General features: G+C 56.1%; 24 protein-coding genes. 12 read left to right on the top strand and 12 right to left on the bottom strand.

Annotated elements, in window-relative coordinates:
* Window positions 1–14 precede the first annotated feature (14 nt).
* Together fadE and yajD are read left to right on the top strand one after the other, a co-directional pair.
* The gene (gene fadE / locus IG609_RS04335) at window positions 15–2,462 is read left to right on the top strand and encodes an acyl-CoA dehydrogenase FadE (protein ID WP_193399164.1); all 2,448 of its coding nucleotides are present in this window, start codon (window positions 15–17) and stop codon (window positions 2,460–2,462) included.
* A gap of 241 nt (window positions 2,463–2,703) precedes the next feature.
* Window positions 2,704–3,054 (top strand): HNH nuclease YajD, encoded by a 351-nt coding sequence (gene yajD, locus IG609_RS04330; protein ID WP_039277633.1) that lies wholly within the window; start codon window positions 2,704–2,706, stop codon window positions 3,052–3,054.
* Window positions 3,055–3,119: 65 nt separating this feature from the next.
* Here yajD and mtnK read toward each other — a convergent pair whose 3' ends face one another.
* Window positions 3,120–4,322, bottom strand: a complete 1,203-nt coding sequence (gene mtnK / locus IG609_RS04325; RefSeq protein ID WP_193399163.1) for an S-methyl-5-thioribose kinase — start codon at window positions 4,320–4,322, stop codon at window positions 3,120–3,122.
* 169 nt (window positions 4,323–4,491) lie between these two features.
* Between mtnK and mtnA the strand changes: the two genes are divergently transcribed.
* Complete coding sequence (gene mtnA, locus IG609_RS04320) at window positions 4,492–5,520, top strand: S-methyl-5-thioribose-1-phosphate isomerase (RefSeq protein ID WP_193399162.1); 1,029 nt, start codon at window positions 4,492–4,494, stop codon at window positions 5,518–5,520.
* A 321-nt stretch (window positions 5,521–5,841) separates the two neighbouring features.
* On the opposite strand, the gene IG609_RS04315 is transcribed toward mtnA, so the two are convergent.
* From IG609_RS04315 to IG609_RS04305, 3 genes are read right to left on the bottom strand one after another with little or no spacing between them, the layout of a single operon-like run.
* Window positions 5,842–6,387: a 1,2-dihydroxy-3-keto-5-methylthiopentene dioxygenase gene (locus tag IG609_RS04315; protein ID WP_116156538.1), complete on the bottom strand. Its 546-nt coding sequence runs from the start codon at window positions 6,385–6,387 to the stop codon at window positions 5,842–5,844.
* Window positions 6,384–7,073: an acireductone synthase gene (gene mtnC / locus IG609_RS04310; protein ID WP_193399161.1), complete on the bottom strand. Its 690-nt coding sequence runs from the start codon at window positions 7,071–7,073 to the stop codon at window positions 6,384–6,386. Before mtnC ends, IG609_RS04315 begins: the two co-directional genes overlap by 4 nt.
* Window positions 7,070–7,687, bottom strand: a complete 618-nt coding sequence (locus IG609_RS04305) for a methylthioribulose 1-phosphate dehydratase (protein ID WP_193399160.1) — start codon at window positions 7,685–7,687, stop codon at window positions 7,070–7,072. The genes mtnC and IG609_RS04305 overlap by 4 nt, the downstream gene beginning before the upstream one ends.
* A gap of 180 nt (window positions 7,688–7,867) precedes the next feature.
* Between IG609_RS04305 and IG609_RS04300 the strand changes: the two genes are divergently transcribed.
* Complete coding sequence (locus tag IG609_RS04300; protein WP_193399159.1) at window positions 7,868–9,025, top strand: pyridoxal phosphate-dependent aminotransferase; 1,158 nt, start codon at window positions 7,868–7,870, stop codon at window positions 9,023–9,025.
* Window positions 9,013–9,780, top strand: a complete 768-nt coding sequence (locus IG609_RS04295) for an amidohydrolase (protein WP_193399158.1) — start codon at window positions 9,013–9,015, stop codon at window positions 9,778–9,780. Before IG609_RS04300 ends, IG609_RS04295 begins: the two co-directional genes overlap by 13 nt.
* Window positions 9,781–9,788: 8 nt before the next feature.
* On the opposite strand, the gene hpxK is transcribed toward IG609_RS04295, so the two are convergent.
* The 7 genes from hpxK to IG609_RS04260 all read right to left on the bottom strand — a co-directional run bounded on the left by hpxK (window position 9,789) and on the right by IG609_RS04260 (window position 16,669).
* The gene (gene hpxK / locus IG609_RS04290; RefSeq protein WP_193399157.1) at window positions 9,789–11,051 is read right to left on the bottom strand and encodes an allantoate amidohydrolase; all 1,263 of its coding nucleotides are present in this window, start codon (window positions 11,049–11,051) and stop codon (window positions 9,789–9,791) included.
* The gene (locus tag IG609_RS04285) at window positions 11,048–12,292 is read right to left on the bottom strand and encodes a pyridoxal-phosphate-dependent aminotransferase family protein (protein ID WP_193399156.1); all 1,245 of its coding nucleotides are present in this window, start codon (window positions 12,290–12,292) and stop codon (window positions 11,048–11,050) included. The genes hpxK and IG609_RS04285 overlap by 4 nt, the downstream gene beginning before the upstream one ends.
* A gap of 93 nt (window positions 12,293–12,385) precedes the next feature.
* Window positions 12,386–13,129, bottom strand: coding sequence for an amino acid ABC transporter ATP-binding protein (locus IG609_RS04280; protein WP_014916424.1), 744 nt, complete (start codon window positions 13,127–13,129; stop codon window positions 12,386–12,388).
* Window positions 13,110–13,763: an amino acid ABC transporter permease gene (locus IG609_RS04275; RefSeq protein WP_094370396.1), complete on the bottom strand. Its 654-nt coding sequence runs from the start codon at window positions 13,761–13,763 to the stop codon at window positions 13,110–13,112. Before IG609_RS04275 ends, IG609_RS04280 begins: the two co-directional genes overlap by 20 nt.
* Window positions 13,763–14,428, bottom strand: coding sequence for an amino acid ABC transporter permease (locus IG609_RS04270; RefSeq protein ID WP_010282622.1), 666 nt, complete (start codon window positions 14,426–14,428; stop codon window positions 13,763–13,765). Before IG609_RS04270 ends, IG609_RS04275 begins: the two co-directional genes overlap by 1 nt.
* Window positions 14,429–14,440: 12 nt before the next feature.
* The gene (locus IG609_RS04265) at window positions 14,441–15,226 is read right to left on the bottom strand and encodes a transporter substrate-binding domain-containing protein (RefSeq protein WP_488646065.1); all 786 of its coding nucleotides are present in this window, start codon (window positions 15,224–15,226) and stop codon (window positions 14,441–14,443) included.
* A 603-nt stretch (window positions 15,227–15,829) separates the two neighbouring features.
* Window positions 15,830–16,669 (bottom strand): MurR/RpiR family transcriptional regulator, encoded by an 840-nt coding sequence (locus IG609_RS04260; RefSeq protein WP_193399154.1) that lies wholly within the window; start codon window positions 16,667–16,669, stop codon window positions 15,830–15,832.
* A gap of 199 nt (window positions 16,670–16,868) precedes the next feature.
* On the opposite strand from IG609_RS04260, the gene IG609_RS04255 reads away from it, so the two are divergent.
* Genes IG609_RS04255 through hpxZ form a run of 4 tightly spaced genes read left to right on the top strand, consistent with a single transcriptional unit; the run spans window position 16,869 to window position 20,504 of the window.
* Window positions 16,869–18,473 (top strand): gamma-glutamyltransferase family protein, encoded by a 1,605-nt coding sequence (locus tag IG609_RS04255; protein ID WP_193399153.1) that lies wholly within the window; start codon window positions 16,869–16,871, stop codon window positions 18,471–18,473.
* Between the two features lie 26 nt (window positions 18,474–18,499).
* The gene (hpxX, locus tag IG609_RS04250) at window positions 18,500–18,697 is read left to right on the top strand and encodes an oxalurate catabolism protein HpxX (protein WP_039288532.1); all 198 of its coding nucleotides are present in this window, start codon (window positions 18,500–18,502) and stop codon (window positions 18,695–18,697) included.
* An 11-nt stretch (window positions 18,698–18,708) separates the two neighbouring features.
* Window positions 18,709–20,106: an AtzE family amidohydrolase gene (locus IG609_RS04245; protein WP_193399190.1), complete on the top strand. Its 1,398-nt coding sequence runs from the start codon at window positions 18,709–18,711 to the stop codon at window positions 20,104–20,106.
* A gap of 11 nt (window positions 20,107–20,117) precedes the next feature.
* The gene (gene hpxZ / locus IG609_RS04240) at window positions 20,118–20,504 is read left to right on the top strand and encodes an oxalurate catabolism protein HpxZ (RefSeq protein ID WP_193399152.1); all 387 of its coding nucleotides are present in this window, start codon (window positions 20,118–20,120) and stop codon (window positions 20,502–20,504) included.
* A gap of 55 nt (window positions 20,505–20,559) precedes the next feature.
* Here the strand turns inward: hpxZ and IG609_RS04235 are convergent, their stop codons facing one another.
* A complete protein-coding gene (locus tag IG609_RS04235) occupies window positions 20,560–20,742 on the bottom strand; it encodes a hypothetical protein (protein WP_193399151.1) in 183 nt (60 codons plus the stop codon).
* 821 nt (window positions 20,743–21,563) lie between these two features.
* On the opposite strand from IG609_RS04235, the gene proV reads away from it, so the two are divergent.
* The 3 genes from proV to proX are packed head-to-tail and all read left to right on the top strand — an operon-like array spanning window position 21,564 to window position 25,059.
* Window positions 21,564–22,766: a glycine betaine/L-proline ABC transporter ATP-binding protein ProV gene (gene proV / locus IG609_RS04230; protein WP_193399150.1), complete on the top strand. Its 1,203-nt coding sequence runs from the start codon at window positions 21,564–21,566 to the stop codon at window positions 22,764–22,766.
* Complete coding sequence (gene proW / locus IG609_RS04225; RefSeq protein WP_193399149.1) at window positions 22,759–24,027, top strand: glycine betaine/L-proline ABC transporter permease ProW; 1,269 nt, start codon at window positions 22,759–22,761, stop codon at window positions 24,025–24,027. The genes proV and proW overlap by 8 nt, the downstream gene beginning before the upstream one ends.
* Window positions 24,028–24,054: 27 nt before the next feature.
* Window positions 24,055–25,059, top strand: coding sequence for a glycine betaine/L-proline ABC transporter substrate-binding protein ProX (gene proX, locus IG609_RS04220; protein WP_193399189.1), 1,005 nt, complete (start codon window positions 24,055–24,057; stop codon window positions 25,057–25,059).
* Window positions 25,060–25,089: the final 30 nt, after the last annotated feature.

The following is a 25,089-nucleotide window of genomic DNA, read 5'->3' as shown; positions in this document are numbered from 1 at the left end:
GCTGGAGACACGTTATGGTTGCTGTCAGTATCCTCCTCCTACTGATTATTATCGGAGCGATGTTTTACCATCGGCTCAGTCTGCTGCTCGGCAGCGCCATCCTGCTGGCCTACTTTGCGGCCATGTCCGCGATGTTACTGTGGCCTGTCTGGCTGATGATTCCGCTCGTGATTCTGCTGATTCCGATTACGGTTCCCTCTCTGCGCCAAAAGCTGGTTTCCGCTTCCGCGCTACGCATGTTCCAGAAGGTCATGCCGCCGATGTCGAACACGGAGAAAGAAGCGATTGATGCTGGGACAACCTGGTGGGAAGGCGACCTGTTTCGCGGCGCGCCGGACTGGAAAAAGTTGCATAACTATCCACGTCCGCAGCTGACCGCCGAAGAGCAGGCGTTTATCGACGGGCCAGTTGCTGAAGCCTGCCGAATGGCAAACGACTTTGAAATCACCCACGAACGCGCCGATATCCCGCCAGAACTGTGGGAATACTTAAAAGAGCACCGCTTCTTCGCCATGATCATCAAAAAGCAGTACGGCGGGCTGGAATTCTCGGCCTATGCACAGGCGCAGGTACTGCAAAAACTGGCGGGCGTCTCCAGCATTGTGGCGATCACCGTCGGCGTCCCTAACTCACTCGGCCCCGGCGAACTGCTGCAACATTACGGGACAGAAGCGCAAAAAGATCACTACCTGCCACGTCTGGCACGTGGTCAGGAAGTTCCCTGCTTTGCGCTGACCAGCCCGGAAGCGGGTTCGGATGCAGGCTCGATTCCCGATACCGGTATTGTCTGCTACGGCAACTGGCACGGCGAACAGGTCGTGGGCATGCGCCTGACCTGGAATAAACGCTATATCACTCTCGCCCCCGTCGCCACCGTGCTGGGGCTGGCCTTTAAGCTGTACGATCCCGATCATCTGTTAGGCGATCAAGACGACGTAGGCATTACCTGTGCGTTGATTCCGACGGACACCGACGGCGTTAAAATCGGCCGCCGCCATTTCCCACTGAACGTGCCGTTCCAGAACGGACCGACGCAAGGTGAGAACATTTTTGTTCCGCTGGATTACATCATCGGCGGCGCGAAGATGGCGGGTCAGGGCTGGCGTATGCTGATGGAGTGTCTGTCGGTCGGACGCGGTATTACGCTGCCGTCCAACTCTACCGGTGGGCTGAAATCGATTGCCCTCGGCATCGGTGCTTACGCGCACATTCGCCGCCAGTTCAAAATCTCCATCGGTAAGATGGAAGGCATTGAAGAGCCGCTGGCACGCATCGCGGGTAACGCTTACGTGATGGACGCCGCCGCAACGCTGATTACCAGCGGCATCATGCAGGGCGAAAAACCGGCGGTGCTCTCCGCTATCGTTAAATATCACTGTACCCACCGCGGTCAGCGCAGCGTGATGGATGCGATGGATATCGCCGGCGGTAAAGGCATCTGTCTTGGCCCGTCCAACTTCCTGGCGCGCAGCTATCAGGGCGCACCGATTGCGATCACCGTGGAAGGGGCGAATATTCTGACGCGCAGTATGATCATCTTCGGACAAGGTGCCATCCGCTGCCACCCTTATGTACTGGAAGAGATGGCAGCCGCGCAGGAAAACGACGTCTCACGCTTTGACCGCTCGCTGGTGGGTCACATCGGCCATGTCGGCAGCAACAAAGTGCGCAGCTTCTGGCTTGGGTTGACCAACGGCCGCCTGAGCAGTGCGCCAGTGAACGACAAAACTCGTCGCTACTATCAGCAGCTCAACCGACTCAGCGCAAACCTAGCCCTGCTGGCGGATGTGTCGATGGCGGTTCTGGGCGGCAGTCTGAAGCGTCGTGAGCGTATCTCGGCGCGTCTGGGGGATGTTCTCAGCCAACTCTATCTGGCTTCCGCGACGCTGAAACGCTATGAGGACGAAGGACGTCAGAACGCGGATTTACCGCTGGTGCACTGGGGCGTGCAGGACAGCCTACATCAGGCCGAGCAGGCGCTGGACGATCTGCTGCGTAACTTCCCGAACCGTGCCGTCGCAGGGCTGCTGACTTTTATCATCTTCCCACTGGGTCTGCGCTGCCCAGCACCGTCTGACCGCCTCGATCACGAGGTCGCGAAGATTCTGCAAACGCCGTCAGAAACGCGCAGCCGTCTGGGACGCGGTCAATATCTGGTTGCCAGCAAACACAACCCTATCGGGCTGCTGGAAGAGGCACTGCTGGATATCATGGCCGCCGAGCCGCTTTACCAACGTCTGTCGAAGGCCAGCGACAAACCACTGCCGTTCATGCGATTAGATCAGTTGGCAGAGCAAGCGCTGATCGAAGGTCAGATTACCGCAGAAGAGGCGGGAATTCTGACCAAAGCCGAAGCCAGCCGCTTACGTTCAATCAACGTGGATGACTTTGCGTTCGACGCACTGGCCGCCAACAAGCCCGCGCCCGTAACGCAGCCGGAAAGAAAAACCGAAGCAGCATAACAGCCTTATTTGCGAAATAGGAACGGTGATAATGGAATAGAAGAGTAAAGCGTCCGCGCCATGGATGGCGCGGCTCGAGCTTACAGGGATGTACTCGCAGCGTCTTTACGATCTATCCATTATCACCGCTCAACAAGCTTTGTCAGTAAACCCAGCGCGGTTATACCGGCCTGTTCTTTCCTTTACATGTTCATCAGTTGTAAAATCCACATCATCTTTCCTTCTGAATGAAACTCGACACATGGCTTACATCCCCAAGAACTACGCCAGACTTGAAAGCGGCTACCGCGAAAAAGCACTCAAACTTTTCCCGTGGGTATGTGGTCGCTGTTCACGCGAATTCGTCTATTCCAACCTGCGTGAATTAACCGTTCACCACATCGATCACGATCACAGCAATAACCCGGAAGATGGTAGTAACTGGGAAATGCTGTGCCTCTACTGCCACGACAATGAGCATTCAAAATATACCGATGCGGATATGTACGGTTCGACGGTCGTCGCGGGTGAAGATGCGCAGAAGGATGTCGGGGTTGCCACCCATAATCCTTTCGCGGATTTGAAGGCGATGATGAATAAAGGGAAGAAATAATCGGTTTGCCGCTCCCATCAGGTTCATTGACGGGAGCGGTTATAAAATAGCGTGGCTAATGACGACTAAGCACCACTCTGTCGCACACGCGCCAGCAGCGCATCCACATCCGCAATATGCGGGGCGGCTAGCACCAGCGTTCTGCCTAGTGAAATAGCATGACGCTGGCACGCTAAACGTGCTTCCGCCTCCTGAATACTATCCAGATCAGCAACGTGCGCCAGCCCAATCGTGCGGCGAATCAGTTCGGTACCGCAGTAGCCAACGGCATCCCGCCACACCTGCTGTAAAAACAGCGCGGCATAACCTGATTCCGCCAGTGCCGGATCGCGGCTTTCATTGTCGCTCAACGCCAGAAAACGAGCGGAAAAGGTCTGCCACAGCGTACGAATATCTTCCAGACGTCGCTCACGTCCTGCCGCCGCCTCGCGCGGAGCCAACAGCCCAGGCAGGCCGCAATAATTCAGCAGCAGATTGCCGATTGCCGTGCCGACATCAAAGCCAATCGGCCCGTAAAAACCGAATTCAGCATCAATCGCTTTTAAGCGCCCTTCTGCGACAAAGATCGACCCACTGTGGATGTCACCGTGCAGCAGCGCCTCGGCTTTGCTCAGGAAGCCATGCTTCAGCCCGGCAACCGCCAGCTTCAGCGCCCGATCGTCACGCAATGCCAGAACATCCGGCGTCAGCGCGGCATCAAACTGGTTTCTTTCATGATCGATATAAGGGTCGGTAAAGAAAAGATCTTCGGTAATCTGACACAGTTCGGGGTTAGTGAACTGGCTGACCGCCGCCTTCTTCTCATGTGGATGCTGATGAAAATCAGAGGTATGGAATAACGTCTGCGCCAGATATTCTCCCAGCTGTGCCGCCGCCTGAGGATAATCCGCGCCCTTAACCAACTCGCTGCGCCAGATACGATGATCGGAGAGATCTTCCTGCACCATCACCGCCAGTTCAGGATCGTGATAGAGCACGGTCACGGTATGCTGTGGACAAAACCGCGCATGCGTCAGCAACGTTTCGGCCTCAATACGGGCGCGGTCAAGCGTCAGCGGCCAGGATTCCCCGACGCAGCGCACATAGGGCAGCGCCTGTTTAACGATCACTCGGCTGATGCCCGTTTCATCTTTAATTTTAAACACCAGATTCAGATTGCCATCGCCGATCTCTTCTGCGGCTACCAGCGTTTGCGGCTGACTGACACCACCGTACTGGCGGGCATATTCAACAGCGTCATCCGCCGTAAAAGTGCGGTAAAGTGACATTCCAACTCCTCGCTATTCTGAAATCAAAACTGTTCTTAAATTAAAACGATTCTTGAACTAAAACTGTTCTTAAATTAGAGATATGGACATAAAAACGTTCGGACGTCTATACATCTATCAGGCATATTGGCAGAATAAGAATATCGATGCAACATGGATTTAACGACCTATGCAGACACTTAACACAACCAGCCTGAAAATCGTTGATAACCAACTGTGGATCCTCGACCAACAGGCGCTACCGCAAGAAAAACGCTGGAGCCCGTGCCCAGATGTCGCGTCACTGGTTGAGCATATCCAGACGCTACGCGTACGCGGCGCACCGCTGATTGGCCTGTCCGCTAGCTTGCTGCTCGCGCTGCTAGCCGAGAGAGGGCTATCGCAGGCCGAACTGGCGCAGGCGCTGGAGACGCTGAGAGCATCGCGCCCTACCGCCGTAAACCTGATGAACAATCTGGATCGCATGAAGCTGGCGCTGGCACAGCCGCAGTTTGTTGAGGCGCTGGTGCAGGAAGCCCTGCGTCTGGTAGAAGAAGATCGCGCCCTGTGTGAACGCATTGCCGATCACGGCGCAGCGCTGGTGAAGCCAAACAGCCGCTTGCTGACCCACTGCAACACCGGCGGGCTGGCAACGGCAGGGATCGGCACTGCCATCGGCGTGCTGCGGCGTGCGCACCAGCAGGGAAAGGTCACACAGGTGTGGGTCGATGAAACGCGCCCGCTCTTGCAGGGCGGACGCCTCACGGCCTGGGAACTGGGTGAGCTAGGTATTCCTTATCAGCTAATCTGTGATTCGATGGCCGCCAGCCTGATGGCGCAGGGTCAGGTCGATGCGATTTGGGTCGGCGCAGACCGCATTGCCGCCAACGGCGATGTCGCCAATAAGATCGGCACTTACAGCCTCGCGGTGCTGGCGCACTATCATCAGATTCCGTTTTACGTCGCGGCACCGCACACCACGCACGATCCCGCGTGCCCAGACGGTCGAGCTATCCCTATCGAACAGCGCGCTGCCACCGAAGTCACCGGCGTTTCCGGCAGCTTCGGCCACTGCCAGTGGGCACCGCAGAACGCGGCAGTCTACAACCCAGCGTTTGACGTCACCCCCGCCGAATTAATCAGCGGCTGGATACTCGACACCGGCGTGGTCACCCCACAGGATGTGAAAGAAGGGATATTTCATAACCACCTGAAATAGAAAAATAAATTTCAGTAGTGCCGTTCTTCTCGGCGTAAATATGCAGAGGAGATGATGGGCTTCTGGATGAGCCGCACGGACGCGGCGAAAGCCAGTGCCGCGTCAGGAACGCGTCACTGGCGGTCCATCAGAAGAACATTAGCGACGATGGGACCGCGATAGCGGCATATTTCTCGCCAAAAGCCAGGGTTCCCAGGGCGACGGCGATTGAGCCACCCTAGGTCGGGCGTATTGTAACATGCAACATAGAGCAGCAAATGTCGAAACGCACGAAACATACTCGTTCATTCATAGAGCGTTCGTTTACAACAGCCTAGAGCGCTACCGCTCCAATTTCGGATACACATCTGCGATCTTATCGCCGGTGAAATGCGCTATCCACCCTTCCGGATTATCGAACAGGCGGATGGCGGTGAAGTGTGGTTCCGGTCCCATATCAAACCAGTGCGCGGTGCCCGCAGGGACGGATAGCAGATCGTTCTTCTCACACAGGATCTGGTAAATCTTGCCGTTCAGGTGCAGACAGAACAGCCCCGCGCCTTCGACGAAAAAGCGCACTTCGTCTTCATGGTGGACATGCTCGGATAAAAACTTGGTGCGCAGCTCCGCACGCTGCGGATTATCAGAACGCATGCTGATGACATCCCAGCTCTGATAGCCTTTTTCTGCCACCAGCTTATTGATTTCATGCTGATAGGCCGCCAGCACTTCTTCAGACGACGGTGCATCGCTCAGCTTCTGGCTGGCTTCCCAGCGTTCAAAACGTACGCCGATGTCGTTCAGCTGTTTCTGAATCGCCTCGGCATCCTGACTTTGCCAAATCGGCTGGCTTGCATCACTGTCGCTAAAAATGGTTAATCCACTCATTGGGCGTACTCCGGTAAGTCGATCTGGTCAAAACGTGCCACCTGACGGTGACGGCTTACGTTATCCGCATCATCACGAATAAGCTGACAGGTATGCCAACCAGCTTCCTGCGCGGCATCCAATTCCTGACGAATGTCCGACAGGAATAACAGTTGCTCAGCAGGTAGCACGATGGCTTGTGCAATCGTGCGATAAGAATCGGTCTCCCGCTTCGCGCCGACGCGGGTATCAAAATAGTCGCTGAACAGCGGGCGCAGATCGCCCGCGTTGCTATACCCAAACAGCAGTTGCTGCGCTTCCACCGAACCTGACGAGTACACATACAGGCGCAGGCCCTGCTGCTGCCATGCGGCGAGCTGCGCTGCCACTTCAGGGTACAGATGCCCCTGAAAATCGCCGTTGCGATAGCCCGACCGCCAGATAATGCCTTGCAGTTGCTTCAGCGCGGTGGATTTACGATCTTCATCCATAAACTGGTTCAGCGCGGCAATCAGCGTCTCGCTATCCGCATCGGGCTGACCTAACTCCTGACGCAACACGTCCAGCGCCTGCGCGATCTCCGGATCGTTACCGTGCTGGCGAACGGTGTCGGCCAGACGTTCGCGGGCATAAGGGAACAGCACGCTGTGAACAAAACGGATGTCGCTGGTGGTACCTTCAATATCCGTCACAATGGCCTTAATCATGCTTTCGCCTCCAGCAGCCGACGTTGCAATTCGCACTGGAACAGGAACTCCAACCCTTCCAGATGACGACGCGCTTCTTTCACCGTCGCGCCCCAGCAGTAAAGACCGTGGCCGCGCACCAGAAAACCGTAACGTAGCGGCGTGTGGCTGGCGTACTCGGTTACCCGCTGCGCCAGCGCCGGAATATCCTGATCGTTATCGAAAATCGGGATCGCCACGCGATCCAAATGGGTGGTTTGCCCCGCCAGCGACTTTTGCATTTCGTAGCCGTGCAGCACCAGCTCAGCGCCTTTCTCTACCCGAGACAGCACCGTCGCGTTTACCGAGTGCGTGTGCAGCACCGCACCAATAGTCGGCTCGCGGCGATACAACAGCGTATGCAGCCCCGTTTCCGCCGACGGCGTGCGGCCACTCGGCACATGATTAGTGGCAATCTCCACCAGCAGGAAATCCTCTGCCTGAAGGCTGCCTTTGTCTTTACCCGATTCAGTAATCAGGCACTGCGCGTCATCAAGGCGTACGGACATATTGCCGCCCGTCGCCGGACACCAGCCTTTCTCGCCGATCCAGTGGCAGGCCGCAAGCAGCGCCTTCAATTGTTGATTTTCAGTCATGAGGCTTCCCGTTTTTGGTCTTTCTGTTTCAAAGCATGCAGTTGCAGGTTTAGATCTTTTCATTATGTCTTAGCACGCAAAGGCATTTAGCCGTTTAAACGTCCAAGCGTCTTGATTGCCAAATACTAACAGCATGTTATATTACCAAGCAATACAGGCTTGCAGGAGTTCCACCCCGCTATGAGCGCCGCTCTGATCCCCGACAGTAAACTGCCTTCGCTGGGCACCACCATCTTCACCCAGATGAGTGCGCTGGCCCAACAGCATCAGGCCATCAATCTATCACAAGGTTTCCCTGATTTTGACGGCCCGGACTATTTACAACAGCGGCTGGCGTATCACGTCAGTCAGGGCGCCAACCAATATGCGCCAATGACTGGCGTCGCGCCGCTGCGTCAGGCGATTGCTGAAAAAACGGAAGAGCTGTACGGCTGGAGGCCGGATGCCGATAGCGAAGTGACCGTCACGGCGGGTGCGACTGAAGCGCTGTTTGCCGCCATTGCCGCGCTGGTACGTCCCGGCGACGAAGTGATTTGTTTCGATCCCAGCTATGACAGCTATGCGCCTGCCGTTACGCTGGCCGGCGGCGTACTCAAGCGCATCGCCTTGCAGCCGCCCGCCTTTCGCGTGGACTGGTCGCATTTTGCTGAGCTGCTGAGCGACCGCACTCGTTTAGTCATCCTGAATACGCCGCACAACCCGTCCGCCACCGTCTGGCAGACGGCGGATTTTGAGCACCTGTGGCAGGCAATTGCCGCGCGTAACATCTTCGTGCTGAGCGATGAAGTCTACGAACACATTTGTTTTGACAGCGACGGACACGCCAGTGTACTGGCCCATACGTCGCTGCGCCAACGTGCCATCGCCGTTTCATCATTTGGCAAAACGTTCCACATGACCGGCTGGAAAGTCGGCTACTGTGTCGCCCCAGCCGCCTTAAGCGCAGAAGTGCGTAAGGTTCACCAGTATCTGACGTTCTCCGTGAACACGCCCGCGCAGTTCGCGATTGCCGATATGCTGCGTGAACAGCCGCAACACTGGCGTGAACTGCCCGATTTTTACCGCGCGCGTCGCGATCGTTTCATCAAGGCACTGGCGAACAGCCGTTTCGAGATTCTGCCCTGCGAAGGCACTTACTTCCTGCTGGCGGACTATCGGGCGATTTCCGATCTGGACGATGTCAGCTTCTGCCGCTGGCTGACCGAACACGTTGGCGTTGCGGCTATTCCGCTGTCCGTCTTTTGCGCCGATCCGTTCCCACATACGTTGATTCGACTATGCTTTGCTAAACAGGAAGCAACGTTAGATGCCGCTGCGGAGCGTTTATGTCGACTTTAAAGATTTCATTGCTGCAACAGCCGCTGGTCTGGCGCGATGGTGAAGCCAATCTGCGCCACTTCGATACCTTATTGGCAGAGATGAGCGGGCGTGATGTGATTGTCCTGCCGGAGATGTTCACCACCGGTTTTGCGATGGAAGCCGCCAAAGGCAGTCTGGATCAGTCGGTTGTAGAGGCGTGGCTGCACCAGTGGGCGCAGAAGACGAATGCGCTGATCGGCGGCAGCGTCGCGGTAAATACGCCAAAAGGTGCGGTGAACCGGTTCCTGCTGGTCGATCCGCACGGCGAGGTGCATCACTACGATAAACGCCACCTGTTCCGCATGGCGGACGAACACCATCACTATCAGGCAGGCACGGAGCGGGTCACCCTTGAGTGGCGCGGCTGGCGTATCTGTCCGATGATCTGTTACGACCTGCGTTTCCCAGTCTGGTCACGCAATCGGCAGGACTACGATCTGGCGCTGTATGTCGCTAACTGGCCAGCGCCACGAACCGCACACTGGCAGACGCTGCTGGCGGCGCGCGCCATTGAGAATCAGGCCTACGTCGCAGGCTGCAACCGCGTCGGCACCGACGGCAACGGCCACAGCTACCGCGGCGATAGCCTGATTATTAATGCGCAAGGGGAAATTCTGGCCTCTGCCGCTCCCAACCAGCCTGCGCGTCTGGACGCAGAGCTGTCGCTGGAAGCGCTGCAAAGCTACCGGGAATCCTTCCCTGCCTGGCGCGATGCCGATCGCTTTACGCTGTAGCTGTCTCGCTACTGTGCAGAGGCGTGGTAGAACACGGTTTGATAAAACGCCTGTAGCGCCAGCGCCACATCTGACGTGGTAACGGACTCGTCAGGATGGTGGCTGATACCGCCGCGACAGCGAACAAATAGCATCGCTACCGGCCAGCGTTCGGCAATCGCAATCGCATCGTGCCCCGCACCGCTTGGCAACATCAGCGTTTTGCCTTGTACCTGCATCACCGCCTCATTTAATACCGACTGCAAGGCGGGATCGCAGCGGGTTGCCGCAATGCGGTAATACTCGTCGGCGCTGAACTGGCAGCCGCGCTGGTGCGCGATAGCCTGCCCTAGCGTCAGGAGTTTTTGTAGCAGCGCATCCAGCGGTGCATCCTCCGGCCCACGAATATCCAGCGTCATCTTCACCTCACCGGGAATAACGTTCGCCGCGCCCGGTAAGCACTGTAATGTGCCAAACGTGGCGACCAGATGAGGATCGCTTTCCCGCGTTATCCGCTCAGCCTGCGCCATCCAGTCGGCGGCCGCCGCCAGCGCATCCTGCCGCTGCGTCATCGGCACCGTGCCCGCATGCCCCGCCAGCCCGAGGAACGTGCAGTTGAGCCGCCTTGCACCATTAATCGCGGTGACCACGCCCAGCGCCAGATCCTGCTGTTCCAGACACGGCCCTTGCTCGATGTGTAACTCCAGATAGGCGGTGATATCGCTGACCGGACGTGCTGCGTGCGCCACCTCAAGCGGATCCAGCCCCGCAATGGTCAAGGCCTGCGTCACGCTGGTGCCCTCAGCATCCTGACACGCCAGCCAGTTCTCCGGCCAGGTGCCCGTTAACCCTCGGCTGCCCAGCAGCGTAATACCAAAACGCGTACCTTCCTCATCGCCGAAACCGATGATTTCCAGCGCCACGGGCAAACGCGTCCCCTGTTGATGGAATGCACGCACGACTTCAATCGCCGTCAATACGCCCAGCATGCCGTCATAGCGTCCGGCATTGCGCACCGTATCCAGATGCGAGCCGAGCAACAGCGCTGGCGCATCCGGTGTTAATCCTTCATAGCGACCACAAATGTTGCCAACGCTATCCTGCCAGACGTTCATGCCCGCTTCGCGCATCCATTCACCCACCTGCGCATTGGCACGCAGGTGCTCCAGCGACAGATAAACACGGGTCAGTTGACCGGGTGTTTCGCTGATTTCCGCCAGCGCATCGCAGCGCGACATAATCAGCTCAGCGGCGGCCTGTGCAGCAGCGGGCAACATCAACATTTCACTCATGCACGACCCTCATCCGACGCATAGCAATTCCAGGCCGCCTGCAAGGCTTCGCCCTGCACGGTACGGAAGCCAAGGCGATTCAGCACCGCCTCCAGCGCCGTCAGCGTTTGCATCACGCAGTCTTTACGCGCATTGTAGCCCATCGTCCCGATGCGCCAGATCTTGCCCTGAAGCGGACCAAAGGATGTGCCGATCTCAATGGCGAAATCTTCCAGCAGCAGCTTACGCACCTGCTCACCGTGAACGCCGTCAGGAATCACCACGCCCAGTACGTTATTCATTTTGTGGGTCAGCGAGCCAAAGGTCTCCAGCCCCATTCCCTGAATCCCCGCCACCAACGCACTGCCGTGCAGCGCATGGCGGGCAATGCTGCGATCCAACCCTTCTTCGAGGATCGTTCGAGCACACTCGCGGGCGGCAAACAGCATGCTCGTTGCCTCGGTGTGGTGATTCAGGCGCTCCGGCCCCCAGTAATCCATCACCATGCCCAGATCGAAATAGTTGGAATAGATCATTTCGTCGTCGCCGTCCTGATGCGCGTCCGTTCGGATCCCCTGCTCAATACATTTGCGACGGCGGATCACCGCTTCCATCTGCGAACTGAGCGTGATCGGTGAACTGCCAGATGGCCCCCCCAGACACTTCTGCAATCCGGCGGAAACCGCATCCAGTCCCCACTTATCCGTTTCCAGCGGATTACCGCCAAAAGAGGCCGTGGCATCGGTATAGAACAGTACGCCGTGACGGCGACAAATCTCGCCCAGTTCCTCCAGCGGTTGCAGCATGGTGGTCGACGTATCGCCCTGCACCGTCAGCAGTAAACGCGGGCGTACCGTTTTGATCGCATCTTCGATCTGATCTGGCGAGAACACCTCGCCCCACGGCACTTCAATGGTATGAACGTCAGCACGACAGCGGCGGGCAATCTCGCACAGCAGATGACCAAAACGGCCAAACACCGGCACCAGCACCTTGTCACCGGGGCGGATCGCTGACAGCAAAATCGCCTCAATGCCCGCACGCGAGGTGCCATCGACCAGCATCGTCCAGCGGTTTTCCGTGCGGAAAAGTTGACGATAGAGCGCCATGACCTGATTCATGTAGTTCGTCATCGCGGGGTCATACTGCCCCACCAGTTGACTGGCCATTGCCCGTAATACGCGCGGATCGGCATTGATCGGCCCCGGCCCCATCAGCAGGCGATGAGGGGGATTAATTTGCGCGTACAGTTCGCTGTTCATGGTTATGTGCTCCAGATTCTTTACGTTACTAATCTGCTAATCGAATGATTTGATACGCGTTTCCGTGCGTGATTAGCTCAAAAGAGGGAAGTATTACGCTTCCGATAGTCCCCGGACCGAGGCGATAAACTGTTTCAGTTCGCGGGTCTGCGGGTTAGCGAACAGCGTTTTGCTGTCGCCCTGCTCCCAGACCGTGCCCTGATGCATAAACACCACACGGTCGCCCACTTCACGGGCAAAATTCATTTCATGCGTGACCAGAATCAGCGTCATGCCTTCTGCGGCCAGCTGTTCCAGCACCTTCAGTACTTCGCCGACTAATTCAGGATCGAGCGCAGAGGTAATTTCATCGCACAGCAGGACTTTCGGGTTCATCGCCAGCGCGCGGGCAATCGCGACGCGCTGCTGCTGGCCGCCCGACAGGTTGGCAGGGTAATAGTGAAGGCGCTCACCCAGCCCCACCTTTTTCAACACCCGCTCGCCCAGCTCACGGCACTCCGCCGCACTTTTACCCAGCACGCGGCGCGGTGCCAGCATCACGTTTTCCAGCGCCGTCATGTGCGGAAACAGATTGAAGTTCTGGAACACCATCCCGACCGAGCGGCTGATTTCCCGCGCCTGCGAATCCCTGTCGGTGACCGTCATCCCGCCCAGCTTAATGCTGCCGTCCTGATAGCCTTCCAGACCGTTCATGCAGCGCAATAGCGTGCTCTTACCAGAGCCGCTGCGCCCGATGATCGAAATGACCTCACCCATTTCAATATCCAGATCCACGCCTTTCAGGACATGGTTCTGACCGTAATATTTTTGAACTTGATTAATGGTGATGAGCGGCATTGAATTTCTTCTCCAGATAGCGGCTGTAGTAAGAGAGCGGATAGCACATCAGGAAGTAGCCCAGTGCCACCAATCCGAACACTTTAAACGGCTGATAGGTCACGTTATTCAACATGGTGCCCGCCTTAGTCAGTTCGATAAACCCGATAATCGACGCCAGCGCGGTACCTTTAATCACCTGCACGGAAAACCCCACGGTAGGCGCGATGGCGATACGCATCGCCTGCGGCGCAATCACCCGATAGAGCGTTTGACCGAAATCCAGCCCGAGGCAGCGCGACGCTTCCCACTGCCCTTTTGGCAAGGCTTCCACGCTGCCGCACCAGATATCCACCAGAAAGGCGCTGGTAAAGAGCGTCAGCGCCAGTGCAGCCGCCGTCCACGGGCTCACATCGATGCCGAACAGCGCCAGCCCGAAAAAGGCGAGGAATAGCTGCATCAGCAACGGCGTGCCCTGAAACAGCTCAGAATACAGATGGACAAAGCGCGTCGGCCATGTGCGTTTCGTCAACCGCAGCAGCATCAGCGGAAAAGTCACTATCGCGCCGCCGATAAACGCCGTCAGCGACAGCAGTAGCGTCCAACGTGCCGCCAGCAGCAGGTTGCGCACAATATCCCAGTCGGTAAATGTCATCATGACGGATTCCCCAGAAAGCGCCGACCTGCCAGCAGTAAGAGTTGTCGCATCAGCACAGACAGCACCAGATAACACAGCGTGGTTGCCAGATACACTTCAAAGCTCAAAAACGTACGGGACTGAATCAGGTTGGCGGCAAAGGTCAGTTCCTCGTAAGACACCTGCGACACCACTGACGATCCCAGCATGACGATGATGCACTGGCTAACCAGCGCCGGATAAATCCGCTGGAGCGCGGGCGGCAGAATCACACGTAAAAAGGTCTGCATTCGCGTCAGTCCCAGCACGCGGGCAGCTTCCCACTGGCCTTTCGGCGTCACCTGAATCCCCGCGCGGATAATCTCGGTGCTGTACGCTCCCAGATTAATCAACATCGCCAACAGCGCGGCCTGTCCGGCGGTGAGCTTCAAGCCCAAACTCGGCAAGCCGAAGACGATGAAGAACAGCTGAACCACAAACGGCGTATTGCGGATCAGCTCGACGTAGACACCCCATAGCCGACTCAGCAGAGTGGGCTTGCCGCTGCGCAAGGCCGCACCGAAGATGCCGATGGCAATGCCGCCGAGGGTTGCCATGACCGTCAGCTCAATGGTGACCCACAACCCCTCCAGCAGCTCAGGCCAGAACGGAAACAGCGCAGAAAAATTAAGCTGATAGGTCATGGCGTGCTCCCGTTAAGCCTTGATGCTGGCCGGCAGCGGCGCTTTCAGCCATTTTTCCGACAGGGTATTGAGCGTATTGTCTTTCAGCGCTTGCTCAATCAACGCATCGACTTTCGCTTTCAGCGCAGGCTCGTCTTTTTTCAGACCGATATAGCACGGCGAATCTTTCAGCATAAACTTCGCTACGGGTGCTTTCGTCGGGTTCTGCTCGGCGATAGCCGCGACAACCAGGTTACCCGTCGCAACATATTCCACCTGCCCGGACAGGTATGCCGACAGCGTGGTGTTGTTATCTTCGTAGCGCTTAATCTGTGCGGCCTTCGGCGCGATATCCGTCAGCACCATGTCTTCTACCGCACCGCGCGTGACGCCGATGCTCTTGCCTTCCAGCGCGTCTGACGATGTCAGCGTGCTGTCTTTCGGCCCAAATACGCCGAGGAAAAACGGCGCGTAGGCGCGGCTGAAATCGATCACTTTTTCACGCTCGGCATTTTTGCCCAGACTGGAGATCACCAGATCAACTTTGTTGGTTTGCAGATACGGCACGCGGTTGGCGCTGGTGACAGGAACCAGCTGCAACTTTAGTTTCATCTCTTTCGCCAGATAGCGAGCGATATCGATGTCATACCCCTGCGGTTGCAAATCCGTTCCTACCGATCCAAACGGCGGGAAATCCTGCGGGACAGCGACACGCAGCACACCGCGCGTCTCGATATCCTGCAACTGATCGGCCATCGCGCTACCGGCTTGAACCAGTAACATTGCCGCGCCCATCACCGCCAGTAACCCTTTTTTGATGCCCAGTTTATTGATCAACATCGTCTCTGCCCCCGGTTAGTATAATTGAAACGAAAGATTCTTTAAAAACAAATATTGAAACCATCGTTGCAGATATTAAGCAAGGAGCATGCCAGATTACGCGGGTACCCTTGACGATGAGGAACAACGTAGAAGGTCAGGCAATCATGCTGAAATATGCCATAGCTGTGGATATGGAATATTGGTGAACAGTTTCGGGCGTGATACTCAGGAGTTAACCTTGTGGTTTTATGCCTTATTCGCGTAAAAAATTGCGCTGAGGTGAGCATGACCGCCGGATGAGCGGCATGGACGCCGCGAAAGTCAGCGCCGCGTCGGGAGCGCGTCGCTGGCGGTCCGTGTTGCGGGCATGAACACCGAAGGTACCGCGAAGCGGCGCAATTCCGCGAAAAAAGCCTGGGTTCATAGGGCAAGCGGCGTTTGAGCTGCCCTATGTCGGGCGTGGCGCTATGTCACAAAAATAATCCAGTGCTATCACGCCCGAAACAATCCACGTGACGACATGACAGATAAGCGCATTAGGAATCTAAACACTCACTTTAACGCATTATTTTGGTGCAATAGCACCATCCCAATGCACCATTAGCGTTGCTCAAGCTCATCCAGTTCACCATAAAGATCCACGATCTGGTGAATGCGTTGGCGTCCGTCACGCAGCATTTCATGCAGTAGCGCATTGCTGATCACGTTCACTAAACTCATGGCAGACGAATAGCTGTCAAACGCCGAGACGCTGTCCAGCGGGACGCACAGCGACCAGGTTACCAACGACATTAGCGTACTGGCCTGTGGTTCGCACAACAGCAGCACAGGCACGCCGCGCTTTTGCAACTGCACCAACAGCGGCTGAATCAGGCGAGGACGGCGGCGAAAAGCCACCACAATCACGACATCCTGCGCCGTGAGATCCACCAGCTCTTCGGATAACGTCTGCCCCGGCTGCGTCAGCAGCGTGACCTGTTGGCGAATCTGGAGCAGCTGTTGGCGCAGGTGCAGCGCCACCGGATAGCTATTGCGCAACCCAATCAAACACAGGCGCTGCGCCTGCATCAGCGCCTGAATCACCGCGCCAAACTGCACGGGATCAATCTGGTTTATCCACTGCGTCAGGTTCGCCATTTCCTGTTTGTAATGCCGCGCCAGCAGCGTATTCCCCTGCACGGCATCCCGGTTATCCGCCAGCGGCATCCCGCTCTGACGCAGCGTTCTGAGCTCATCGCGCATGTCACGGTAGCTGGGGTAGCCCAGCCGTTTGAACAACCGGCTGACGGTCGCTTTGGAGACGCCGCTCAGCCGCGCCAGCTCGGCGCTGTTGTAGCTAATTAAATCGTCAAAGTGATCGAAGATGAAATCCGCGACACGCTGTTCCTGCGGTGAAAGCTCGCTGTAGCGATCCCGTAATCGTTCATCTATTTGCATCATCGTCTCTCATCCGTTGCGCTTGCTGTAACGTTTGTTTCATGTCGCAGAACATAGCACAGGATTGTCAGGATGATATAGATGACCCTTCCTGCACCGCATACAGACTTTCCACCGCAATAAAAAACTGGAACGCCGTTTGCTTATAGCTAGGGTTAATAGAACTCATCACCCTACATAAAACTTAAAAAGGAATCCTAAGATGATGCAAAGCAACACCGCCCCGCTGGGCATGGCGGTAGCACCTCATCATTTAGCCAGTGCCAGCGCGTTGGCGATTCTGCGTGAAGGTGGCAACGCTATTGAAGCCATGGTCGCAGCGGCGGCAACCATTGCCGTGGTGTACCCGCATATGAACGGGATCGGCGGCGATGGTTTCTGGCTGATTGTGCCACCACACGGTGAACCCGTTGCTATCGATGCCAGCGGTGCGGCGGGGTCGCTGGCCTGCCGTGAGTACTATCAGGGCGAAAGCCGCATTCCGCACCGCGGCCCGAAAGCGGCGCTGACGGTCGCAGGCACCGTCGGCGGCTGGCAGGAAGCGCTGGCCTATTCACAAGAGCTGGACAATTCACAAGAAATAGACAGCACGCCGATGCCGCTGGCTCGTCTGCTATCTGACGCGATTCGCTATGCGGCTGACGGTATTCCTGTCACGCAGTCTCAGGAAGATGCGCTCACCCAGCGCTATCACGAGCTGGGCGATTGTCCGGCCTTTAGCCAGCTGTTTATGCCGCAGGGAAATATCCCGCGCGCGGGCAGCCGTTTCACGCAGTCGGATTTAGCCGATACCCTGACGACGCTCAGTATTGAAGGGCTGGACAGTTTTTATCGCGGCTCCGTCGCTGCCAGGCTGTCGGCACAAATGGCGCAGCTCGGTATGCCGCTAACGGCTGACGATCTGGCAAATTACCGCGCCAAGCGGACAACGCCGCTGGTGCTGAAGCACAGCAAAGGCGACATCTATAACCTCGCGCCGCCGACGCAGGGTCTGGTATCGCTCGCGATTCTCGGTCTGACCGATCATTTAGACATGGAAGATCTGAGCGATAGCCAGACGATCCACCGCATTGTCGAATCGACCAAGCTGGCGTTTAGCCTGCGTGACCGCTTCATTACCGATCCCAAGTTGATGACACAGGACGTTCAGACGCTGCTGGAAAACGATGCGCTCGGCGTGCTGGCTCGGCAAATCGATACGCGCAAAGCCGCGCCGTGGGGAGAAGGCAAAGGCCCCGGTGACACGGTCTGGATGGGCGTATGTGACAGCAGCGGCCTGTGCGTCTCTTTTATTCAAAGCATTTACCACGAGTTTGGCAGCGGCGTGGTCTTGCCGGGAACCGGCGTACTTTGGCAGAACCGCGGTGCCTCGTTCAGCCTCGATCCGGCACACCTGCTGGCGCTAGAGCCGGGTAAGCAGCCGTTTCATACCTTAAACCCTGCCGCCGCACGCCTGTCCGACGGACGAACGATGGTCTACGGCTCGATGGGCGGCGACGGACAACCGCAGACACAGGCGGCCATCTTTATCCGTCACGTTCAGCAAGGGCTGCCGCTGCAACAGGCGATTAGCGCCCCACGCTGGCTGCTGGGCCGTACCTGGGGACAGGTCTCCGATACGCTGAAGCTCGAAGATCGCTTCAAACCCGCCACTGTGGATGCCCTGCGTCAGCTCGGTCACGACGTCGAACTCTTGAGCAGCTTTAGTGAAACGGTCGGCCACGCGGGGGCCATCATACGGCACACCAACGGCATGCTGGAAGGTGCCTTCGACCCACGCAGCAACGGCAGCGCGGCAGGTTTTTAATCATCACTCAACAGGGAGAACACCGCATGACGGCAACATCTATCGATAACGACACGCTAGCCGCTTATCTTCAGCACATGGAAACGCTGCTGGCGCTGCAACTCAGTCAGGAACGACGTCAGGAGCTGTTAGTGCAATTCAGCCGCATTCACGCCATGGCGCAGCCGCTGATGGATTTTCCTCTTGATGAGCATCAGGAAATTGCTGGGGTTTATACGCTATGAGTTTATACGCTATGAGTTCATACGCCAGAAGCGCCCCCTCATCGTTATCCATCCGACAGATTCAGCAAGGTTTGCAGGCCGGCACGTTCTCCGCCAAAGAGCTTGCACAGCAGACGCTGGGCACCATTGAGCAGGCCAACCCCACGATTAATGCCTACACCCATGTCACTGGCGAACGCATGCTGGCAGAGGCCGAGCACATCGACGTCTGCCGTCAACGCGGGGAAACTTTGCCCGCGCTGGCCGGCGTGCCTTACGCCGTCAAAAACCTGTTTGATGTCAGCGGCGAAACCACGTTGGCGGGTGCCGAGCTTTTCAGCCAGCGACCGCCCGCCGCACAGGATGCTTTTGCCATCCGCCAGCTTGCCAGCCAGGGCGCGCTGCTGTCCGGCATGTTGAATATGGATGCCTATGCCTACGGTTTTACCACCGAAAACAGCCATTACGGCCCCACGCGTAACCCGCTTGATACACAGCGCATTGCGGGTGGATCGTCTGGCGGATCGGCTGCGGCCGTCGCAGCAGGCTTGGTTAACTTCACGCTGGGCAGCGACACCAATGGCTCGATCCGCGTACCGTCGTCGCTCTGCGGCATTTTCGGGCTAAAGCCGACGTTTGGCCGGTTATCACGTCACGGCAGCCACCCGTTTGTCGCCAGCCTCGACCATATCGGCCCGCTGGCGCGTAGCGCAGACGATCTGGCATTAGTATTCGATGCCTTACAAGGTCGCGACGAACACGATCGTTTTCAGGCCAAGCGGGAAACGCAGCATACCGCCGCACAGTTGGAAGCAGGCAATGACGGATTACGCTACGCGGTGCTGGATGGCTATTTCTCCACGTGGGCCAGCGAGGAAGCCAACGCCGCCGTTCGTCAGATCGCACAGGCGCTGGGCGCGCAGGACAGCCTGACGCTAACCGATGCCGCACTAGCACGTAGCGCCGCCTTTATTCTGTCGGCCAGCGAAGGGGGCAACCAGTATCTACCAGCCTTGCGCACGCAGCCTGAGCGCTTCGAGCCCCTGTCACGCGAGCGGCTGTTGGCAGGCGCAATGATCCCCGCCGCTTGGTATGTGCAGGCTCAACGCTTTCGGAATTATTTCCGTCAACAGACACTGGCGCTGTTTGAGCACACCGACCTGCTGATCGCCCCGGCGACGCCCTGCTCCGCCACGCTCATCAGGCAGGAAACCATGCGCATTAATGATATCGATCTGCCCGTCCGCGCCAGCATGGGCATGCTGACACAGCCGATCTCTTTCGTCGGTCTGCCCGTCGTGACAGTGCCGGTAGCAACCGCCAGCGGCCTGCCGATAGGCGTGCAGATTATTGCGGCACCGTGGCGCGAGGATCTTTGTCTGCGGACGGCATGGGCACTGGAGCAGCAGGGCATCACCTATACCTTATGAGGAAAGAAAATATGTTGCCTGAGGATATTAACCAGCCGGATGTGCTGGCCGACGTGACTGCCGCGTTCTATCGCTATGAGAAAGCCTTAACGGGTAATGACGTTGCGGTACTGGATGAACTGTTCTGGCACGATGACAAAACGGTGCGCTATGGTGCGGGAGAAAATCTGTACGGGATCGAGGAAATCCGCGCCTTTCGTCTTGCTCGCCCCTCTGCCGGTCTGGACAGAACCCTGCGTAATACGGTCATCACCACCTATGGTCATGATATGGCCGTCGCCAGCACGGAGTTTACCCGCGCAGGCAGTACGAAGATCGGTCGCCAAATGCAAACCTGGGTAAAAATGCCCGAAGGCTGGCGCGTTGTCGCCGCCCACGTCAGCCTGATGAGTTCGTAGCAATGAAAAAGAAAACAAGCGCAATCTCTATGCGCTTGTTTCAGTTCCCACTAATCTACTTATCCGCCAGATTAGGGGTATCCGAGGCCAGATAATATTTGCCATCAATAAGCACATATTCACCAGAAGCCAGCTTACGCTTTATCACATCACGCGCCGCCATTTGCAGCTTTTTCCCCAAGGCGAAAAATGCCTGTTCCTGAAGACTTAACGTCGTAATATCGTGTGAGGATGACATAGCTTCTCCTATCTAAACCAAGTCGATTAAATGACTGCATACCGAGGATACGAAAGCAAAAAACAGATGTATATACCCTAAATAATTCGAGTTGCGTGAAGGCGGCAACCGAGCGAATCCCCAGGAGCTTACACAAGTAAGTGACTGGGGTGAGTAAGGGCGGCCAACGCACAAGCAGCTTGAAGTATGACGGGTATAGATAACCAAAATACCTTTCTTGTGACAATGTCCTTATTTCTCTTTCTGGTTTTGCTTCGCAATTTTTAAAAACACTCAAAATCCCCACTTACCGATGGTTGTTATCCCCTAAATATGACAGATATATTATTCAGAACACTCTCATTTATTGGTGGGAATTAACGCAATCATTTTACCTGCAATATCTTTGCTATACTGTATAAAATACCGACAGATAACATAAGTAAAAAATGTAGTTACGTCGGCCTATTCGGGTGTCTATAAGACAAAAATCTTGATTTATTTACCCTATTATTCAATTAGTGGAATTCACTATAAATGGTGATGTATTCACAATCAGAAAAGGTTATATCCTCTGCGAATTCAACGCGTAAAAATCAACAGGTAACATACTGTTATAAAAAGAATTACCCTTCCAATCAAAAATCATAAAGATCACGTAAATCATGAAGATAAGGCAGTAATAATAGCGTTATTGTTATCTCGGATATTCGCCTTACGGGAAACACGCCTGAGGCAATCAAGGGTTGTCTCAGAATCTGAGTATGGTAGGGTAGATTATGTTTAATCATTATCAGGGCTACGTTATAGAATTATAAACGACATAGGAAAACAATAATTTCATGGCAATTAAACTTGAAGTAAAGAATCTTTATAAGATATTTGGCGAGCATCCTGACAGAGCATTTAAACTGATTGATAAAGGCCTGAGCAAAGATCAGGTATTTGAAAAAACAGGGCTTACTGTCGGCGTGAAAGATGCCAGTCTGGCCATTGAAGAAGGCGAGATATTTGTCATCATGGGATTATCCGGTTCCGGCAAATCAACCATGGTACGCCTTCTCAATCGTCTGATCGAACCCACTCGGGGTCAGGTGCTGATCGACGGTGAGGATATCTCCAAGATATCCGATACTGCGCTGCGTGACGTACGCCGCAAGAAGATCAGCATGGTGTTTCAATCCTTTGCGCTGATGCCGCATCTGAACATCCTCAACAATACCGCGTTTGGTATGGAACTGGCTGGCGTGCCGAAAGCGGAACGTGAGCAAAAAGCACTGGATGCGTTGCAACAGGTAGGGCTTGAAGCCTACGCGGCGTCTTACCCGGATGAGCTGTCCGGCGGGATGCGGCAGCGTGTCGGTCTGGCTCGTGCGTTAGCAAACGACCCCGATATCCTGCTGATGGATGAAGCGTTCTCCGCGCTTGATCCGCTGATCCGTACTGAAATGCAGGATGAGTTGATCAAGCTCCAGTCTCGTCATCAACGCACTATCATCTTTATCTCGCACGATCTGGATGAAGCGATGCGCATCGGTGACCGAATTGCCATTATGCACGGCGGTGAAGTGATTCAGGTCGGCACACCCGATGAAATCCTGAATAACCCGGCCAATGACTATGTGCGCACCTTTTTCCGCGGCGTCGATATCAGCCACGTGTTTAGCGCCAAAGATATCGCCCGCCGTCGCCCGGTCACCTTGATTCGTAAAACTCCCGGCGTGGGGCCACGTTCCGCGCTGAAAATCCTTCAGGATGAAGACCGTGATTACGGCTACGTGCTGGAAGGTGGAAAACGTTTCATTGGCATCGTGTCTATTGATTCACTGAAGCAGGCGTTGAAAGAACAGCAGCCGCTGGAACAGGCGTTACTGCCCGAACCTGTTCCAGTGCCCGCAGATATGTCACTCAACGAGCTGATTTCTCAGGTCGCACAGGCTCCCTGTGCCGTTCCTGTCGTCGGCGAAAATCATGAGTACATTGGCATCATTTCCAAAGGAATGTTGCTACAGGCACTGGATAAGGAAGGAGTGACCAATGAGTAAATCAACATCAAATCCGTGGGATAACACCACGGCACAACATCAGCCAACCGATCAAAACGCAGCCCCTGAACAGGCCAATGGCGCACAGCAAAACGATCCGTGGGCGGCCAGCTCGCAAAACGCACCAGCCGATTCTGCACCAGCGAATGATGGTGCTACGCCTGACAGTGCTGCACAGAGTGACCCTTGGTCCACCGGCGCGCCCGCTCAGGATGCACCGGCTAACGGCAGCGATGCCTGGAGCACCGCACCGGCTCCCGATGGTTCCGCCGATGCCGCCCATCAGGCGGCGCAATCCGGCAGTGACTGGCTGAATAACGCCGCACCTGCGACGCCCGAGCATTTCAACCTGCTCGATCCGTTTAAAGACACGCTGATCCCGCTGGACAGTTGGGTCACCCACGGCATCGACTGGGTTGTGCTGCACTTCAGACCGATCTTCCAGGGCGTTCGCGTCCCGGTTGATTTTATTCTGGGCGGCTTCCAGCAGTTTCTGTTGGGTATGCCCGCGCCGATCGCTATTCTGGTGTTTTCGCTGCTTGCCTGGCAGATGTCCAGCCTCGGCATGGGCGTGGCTACCCTGTTGTCTCTCATTGTGATTGGTGCGATTGGTGCCTGGTCGCAGGCCATGATCACGTTAGCGCTGGTACTGACTGCGCTGTTCTTCTGCGTGCTCATCGGGCTCCCCGTTGGGATCTGGCTCGCACGTAGCGAACGGGCCGCAAAGTTCATTCGGCCACTGTTGGATGCCATGCAGACGACGCCCGCGTTCGTTTATTTAGTGCCTATCGTCATGCTGTTCGGTATCGGTAACGTGCCGGGCGTCGTGGTGACGATAATCTTTGCCCTGCCGCCAATTATTCGCTTAACGATTCTGGGTATTCGTCAGGTGCCGGCCGATTTGATCGAAGCCGCCGAGTCATTCGGCGCCAGCCCGCGCCAGATGCTGCTTAAGGTTCAGCTCCCGCTGGCCATGCCGACCATCATGGCCGGTGTTAACCAGACGCTGATGCTGGCGCTGTCGATGGTGGTTATCGCCTCGATGATCGCCGTAGGCGGTTTGGGTCAGATGGTACTGCGCGGTATTGGTCGTCTGGATATGGGTCTGGCTGCCGTCGGTGGTGTCGGGATCGTCATTCTGGCGATTATTCTTGACCGCCTTACCCAATCTCTGGGACGCGATCGCCGCAGCAAGGGTAACAAAAGCTGGTACACCAGCGGCCCGATTGGCCTGTTGACCCGTCCTTTCATCAAGCAATAACGCACGATAAAAACAGAGGGAATCATGATGCGTAACACCACACTTTGGGCCACCGCCCTGACTACCGCCCTGTTGAGTACGCAGGTTTACGCCGCAGACACCGCGCAACCTGGTAAAGGTATCTCCGTTATTCCGGTGCAAAGCACCATCTCCGAAGAAACGTTCCAGACGCTGCTGGTCAGCCGCGCGTTGGAAAAACTGGGCTATGACGTCCAATCCCCCCGTGAAGTGGACTACAACGTGGCCTACACCTCAATTGCCTCCGGCGATGCGACGTTTATCGCCGTGAACTGGGATCCGCTGCACGCCGATCAGTACAAAGCCGCTGGCGGGGACGCGAAATTCTACCGTCAGGGTGAATATGTCTCCGGTGCTGCACAGGGTTATCTGATCGATAAGAAAACGGCTGATAAATACAAAATTACCAATATTGCACAGCTAAAAGATCCGAAAATCGCCAAGCTGTTTGATACCAATGGCAACGGCAAAGCCGATCTGACGGGCTGTACGCCGGGCTGGGGATGTGAAGCGGCGATTAATCATCACCTGCCTGCCTATGGCTTAACCAACACGGTAGAACATAATCAGGGTAACTATGCGGCGATGATTGCCGATACCATCACCCGTTATAAAGAAGGCAAGCCGATTCTGTACTACACCTGGACGCCGTACTGGGTGAGTGATGTGCTGGTACCGGGGCGTGACGTAGTCTGGTTGCAGGTACCTTTCTCTTCTCAACCGGGTGAAATGAAAGATGTCAGCACCAAGCTGCCAAACGGTGCCGACTATGGCTTCCCCGTTAACACGATGAAGATTGCCGCGAATAAAGCCTGGGCCGAGAAAAACCCAGCAGCGGCGAAGCTGTTCGCTATCATGAAGCTGCCGATTGCGGATGTGAATGCGCAGAACCTACGTATGCACAAAGGTCAGGGTTCACAGAAGGATATCGAACGTCATGTTGATGGCTGGATCAAAACACACCAGCAGCTGTTTGACGGCTGGGTGAAAACCGCTGCCGATGCCGCGAAATAATCACCGGTAGACGAACGCCCCTTTCACAGG

This window comes from Pectobacterium quasiaquaticum (genome assembly GCF_014946775.2).
GTDB classification, from domain to species: Bacteria; Pseudomonadota; Gammaproteobacteria; order Enterobacterales; family Enterobacteriaceae; genus Pectobacterium; species Pectobacterium aquaticum.
The sequence above is the reverse complement of the archived record's forward strand: the minus strand, read 5'-3'. Positions and strand labels throughout refer to the sequence as shown.

Coding starts and splice junctions, on each gene's coding strand:
- yajD (WP_039277633.1), top strand. CDS start 2,704: ATGGCTTACATCCCCAAGAACTACGCCAGACTTGAAAGCGGCTACCGC.
- IG609_RS04305 (WP_193399160.1), bottom strand. CDS start 7,687: ATGACTGAAAATCAACAATTGAAGGCGCTGCTTGCGGCCTGCCACTGG.
- mtnA (WP_193399162.1), top strand. CDS start 4,492: ATGCAGACACTTAACACAACCAGCCTGAAAATCGTTGATAACCAACTG.
- IG609_RS04270 (WP_010282622.1), bottom strand. CDS start 14,428: ATGACCTATCAGCTTAATTTTTCTGCGCTGTTTCCGTTCTGGCCTGAG.
- IG609_RS04280 (WP_014916424.1), bottom strand. CDS start 13,129: ATGCCGCTCATCACCATTAATCAAGTTCAAAAATATTACGGTCAGAAC.
- IG609_RS04285 (WP_193399156.1), bottom strand. CDS start 12,292: ATGAACAGCGAACTGTACGCGCAAATTAATCCCCCTCATCGCCTGCTG.
- mtnC (WP_193399161.1), bottom strand. CDS start 7,073: ATGATTAAGGCCATTGTGACGGATATTGAAGGTACCACCAGCGACATC.
- hpxZ (WP_193399152.1), top strand. CDS start 20,118: ATGTTGCCTGAGGATATTAACCAGCCGGATGTGCTGGCCGACGTGACT.
- IG609_RS04315 (WP_116156538.1), bottom strand. CDS start 6,387: ATGAGTGGATTAACCATTTTTAGCGACAGTGATGCAAGCCAGCCGATT.
- IG609_RS04275 (WP_094370396.1), bottom strand. CDS start 13,763: ATGACATTTACCGACTGGGATATTGTGCGCAACCTGCTGCTGGCGGCA.
- proX (WP_193399189.1), top strand. CDS start 24,055: ATGCGTAACACCACACTTTGGGCCACCGCCCTGACTACCGCCCTGTTG.
- mtnK (WP_193399163.1), bottom strand. CDS start 4,322: ATGTCACTTTACCGCACTTTTACGGCGGATGACGCTGTTGAATATGCC.
- proV (WP_193399150.1), top strand. CDS start 21,564: ATGGCAATTAAACTTGAAGTAAAGAATCTTTATAAGATATTTGGCGAG.
- IG609_RS04245 (WP_193399190.1), top strand. CDS start 18,709: ATGAGTTCATACGCCAGAAGCGCCCCCTCATCGTTATCCATCCGACAG.
- IG609_RS04260 (WP_193399154.1), bottom strand. CDS start 16,669: ATGATGCAAATAGATGAACGATTACGGGATCGCTACAGCGAGCTTTCA.
- hpxK (WP_193399157.1), bottom strand. CDS start 11,051: ATGAGTGAAATGTTGATGTTGCCCGCTGCTGCACAGGCCGCCGCTGAG.
- proW (WP_193399149.1), top strand. CDS start 22,759: ATGAGTAAATCAACATCAAATCCGTGGGATAACACCACGGCACAACAT.
- IG609_RS04235 (WP_193399151.1), bottom strand. CDS start 20,742: ATGTCATCCTCACACGATATTACGACGTTAAGTCTTCAGGAACAGGCA.
- fadE (WP_193399164.1), top strand. CDS start 15: ATGGTTGCTGTCAGTATCCTCCTCCTACTGATTATTATCGGAGCGATG.
- IG609_RS04295 (WP_193399158.1), top strand. CDS start 9,013: ATGTCGACTTTAAAGATTTCATTGCTGCAACAGCCGCTGGTCTGGCGC.
- hpxX (WP_039288532.1), top strand. CDS start 18,500: ATGACGGCAACATCTATCGATAACGACACGCTAGCCGCTTATCTTCAG.
- IG609_RS04255 (WP_193399153.1), top strand. CDS start 16,869: ATGATGCAAAGCAACACCGCCCCGCTGGGCATGGCGGTAGCACCTCAT.
- IG609_RS04300 (WP_193399159.1), top strand. CDS start 7,868: ATGAGCGCCGCTCTGATCCCCGACAGTAAACTGCCTTCGCTGGGCACC.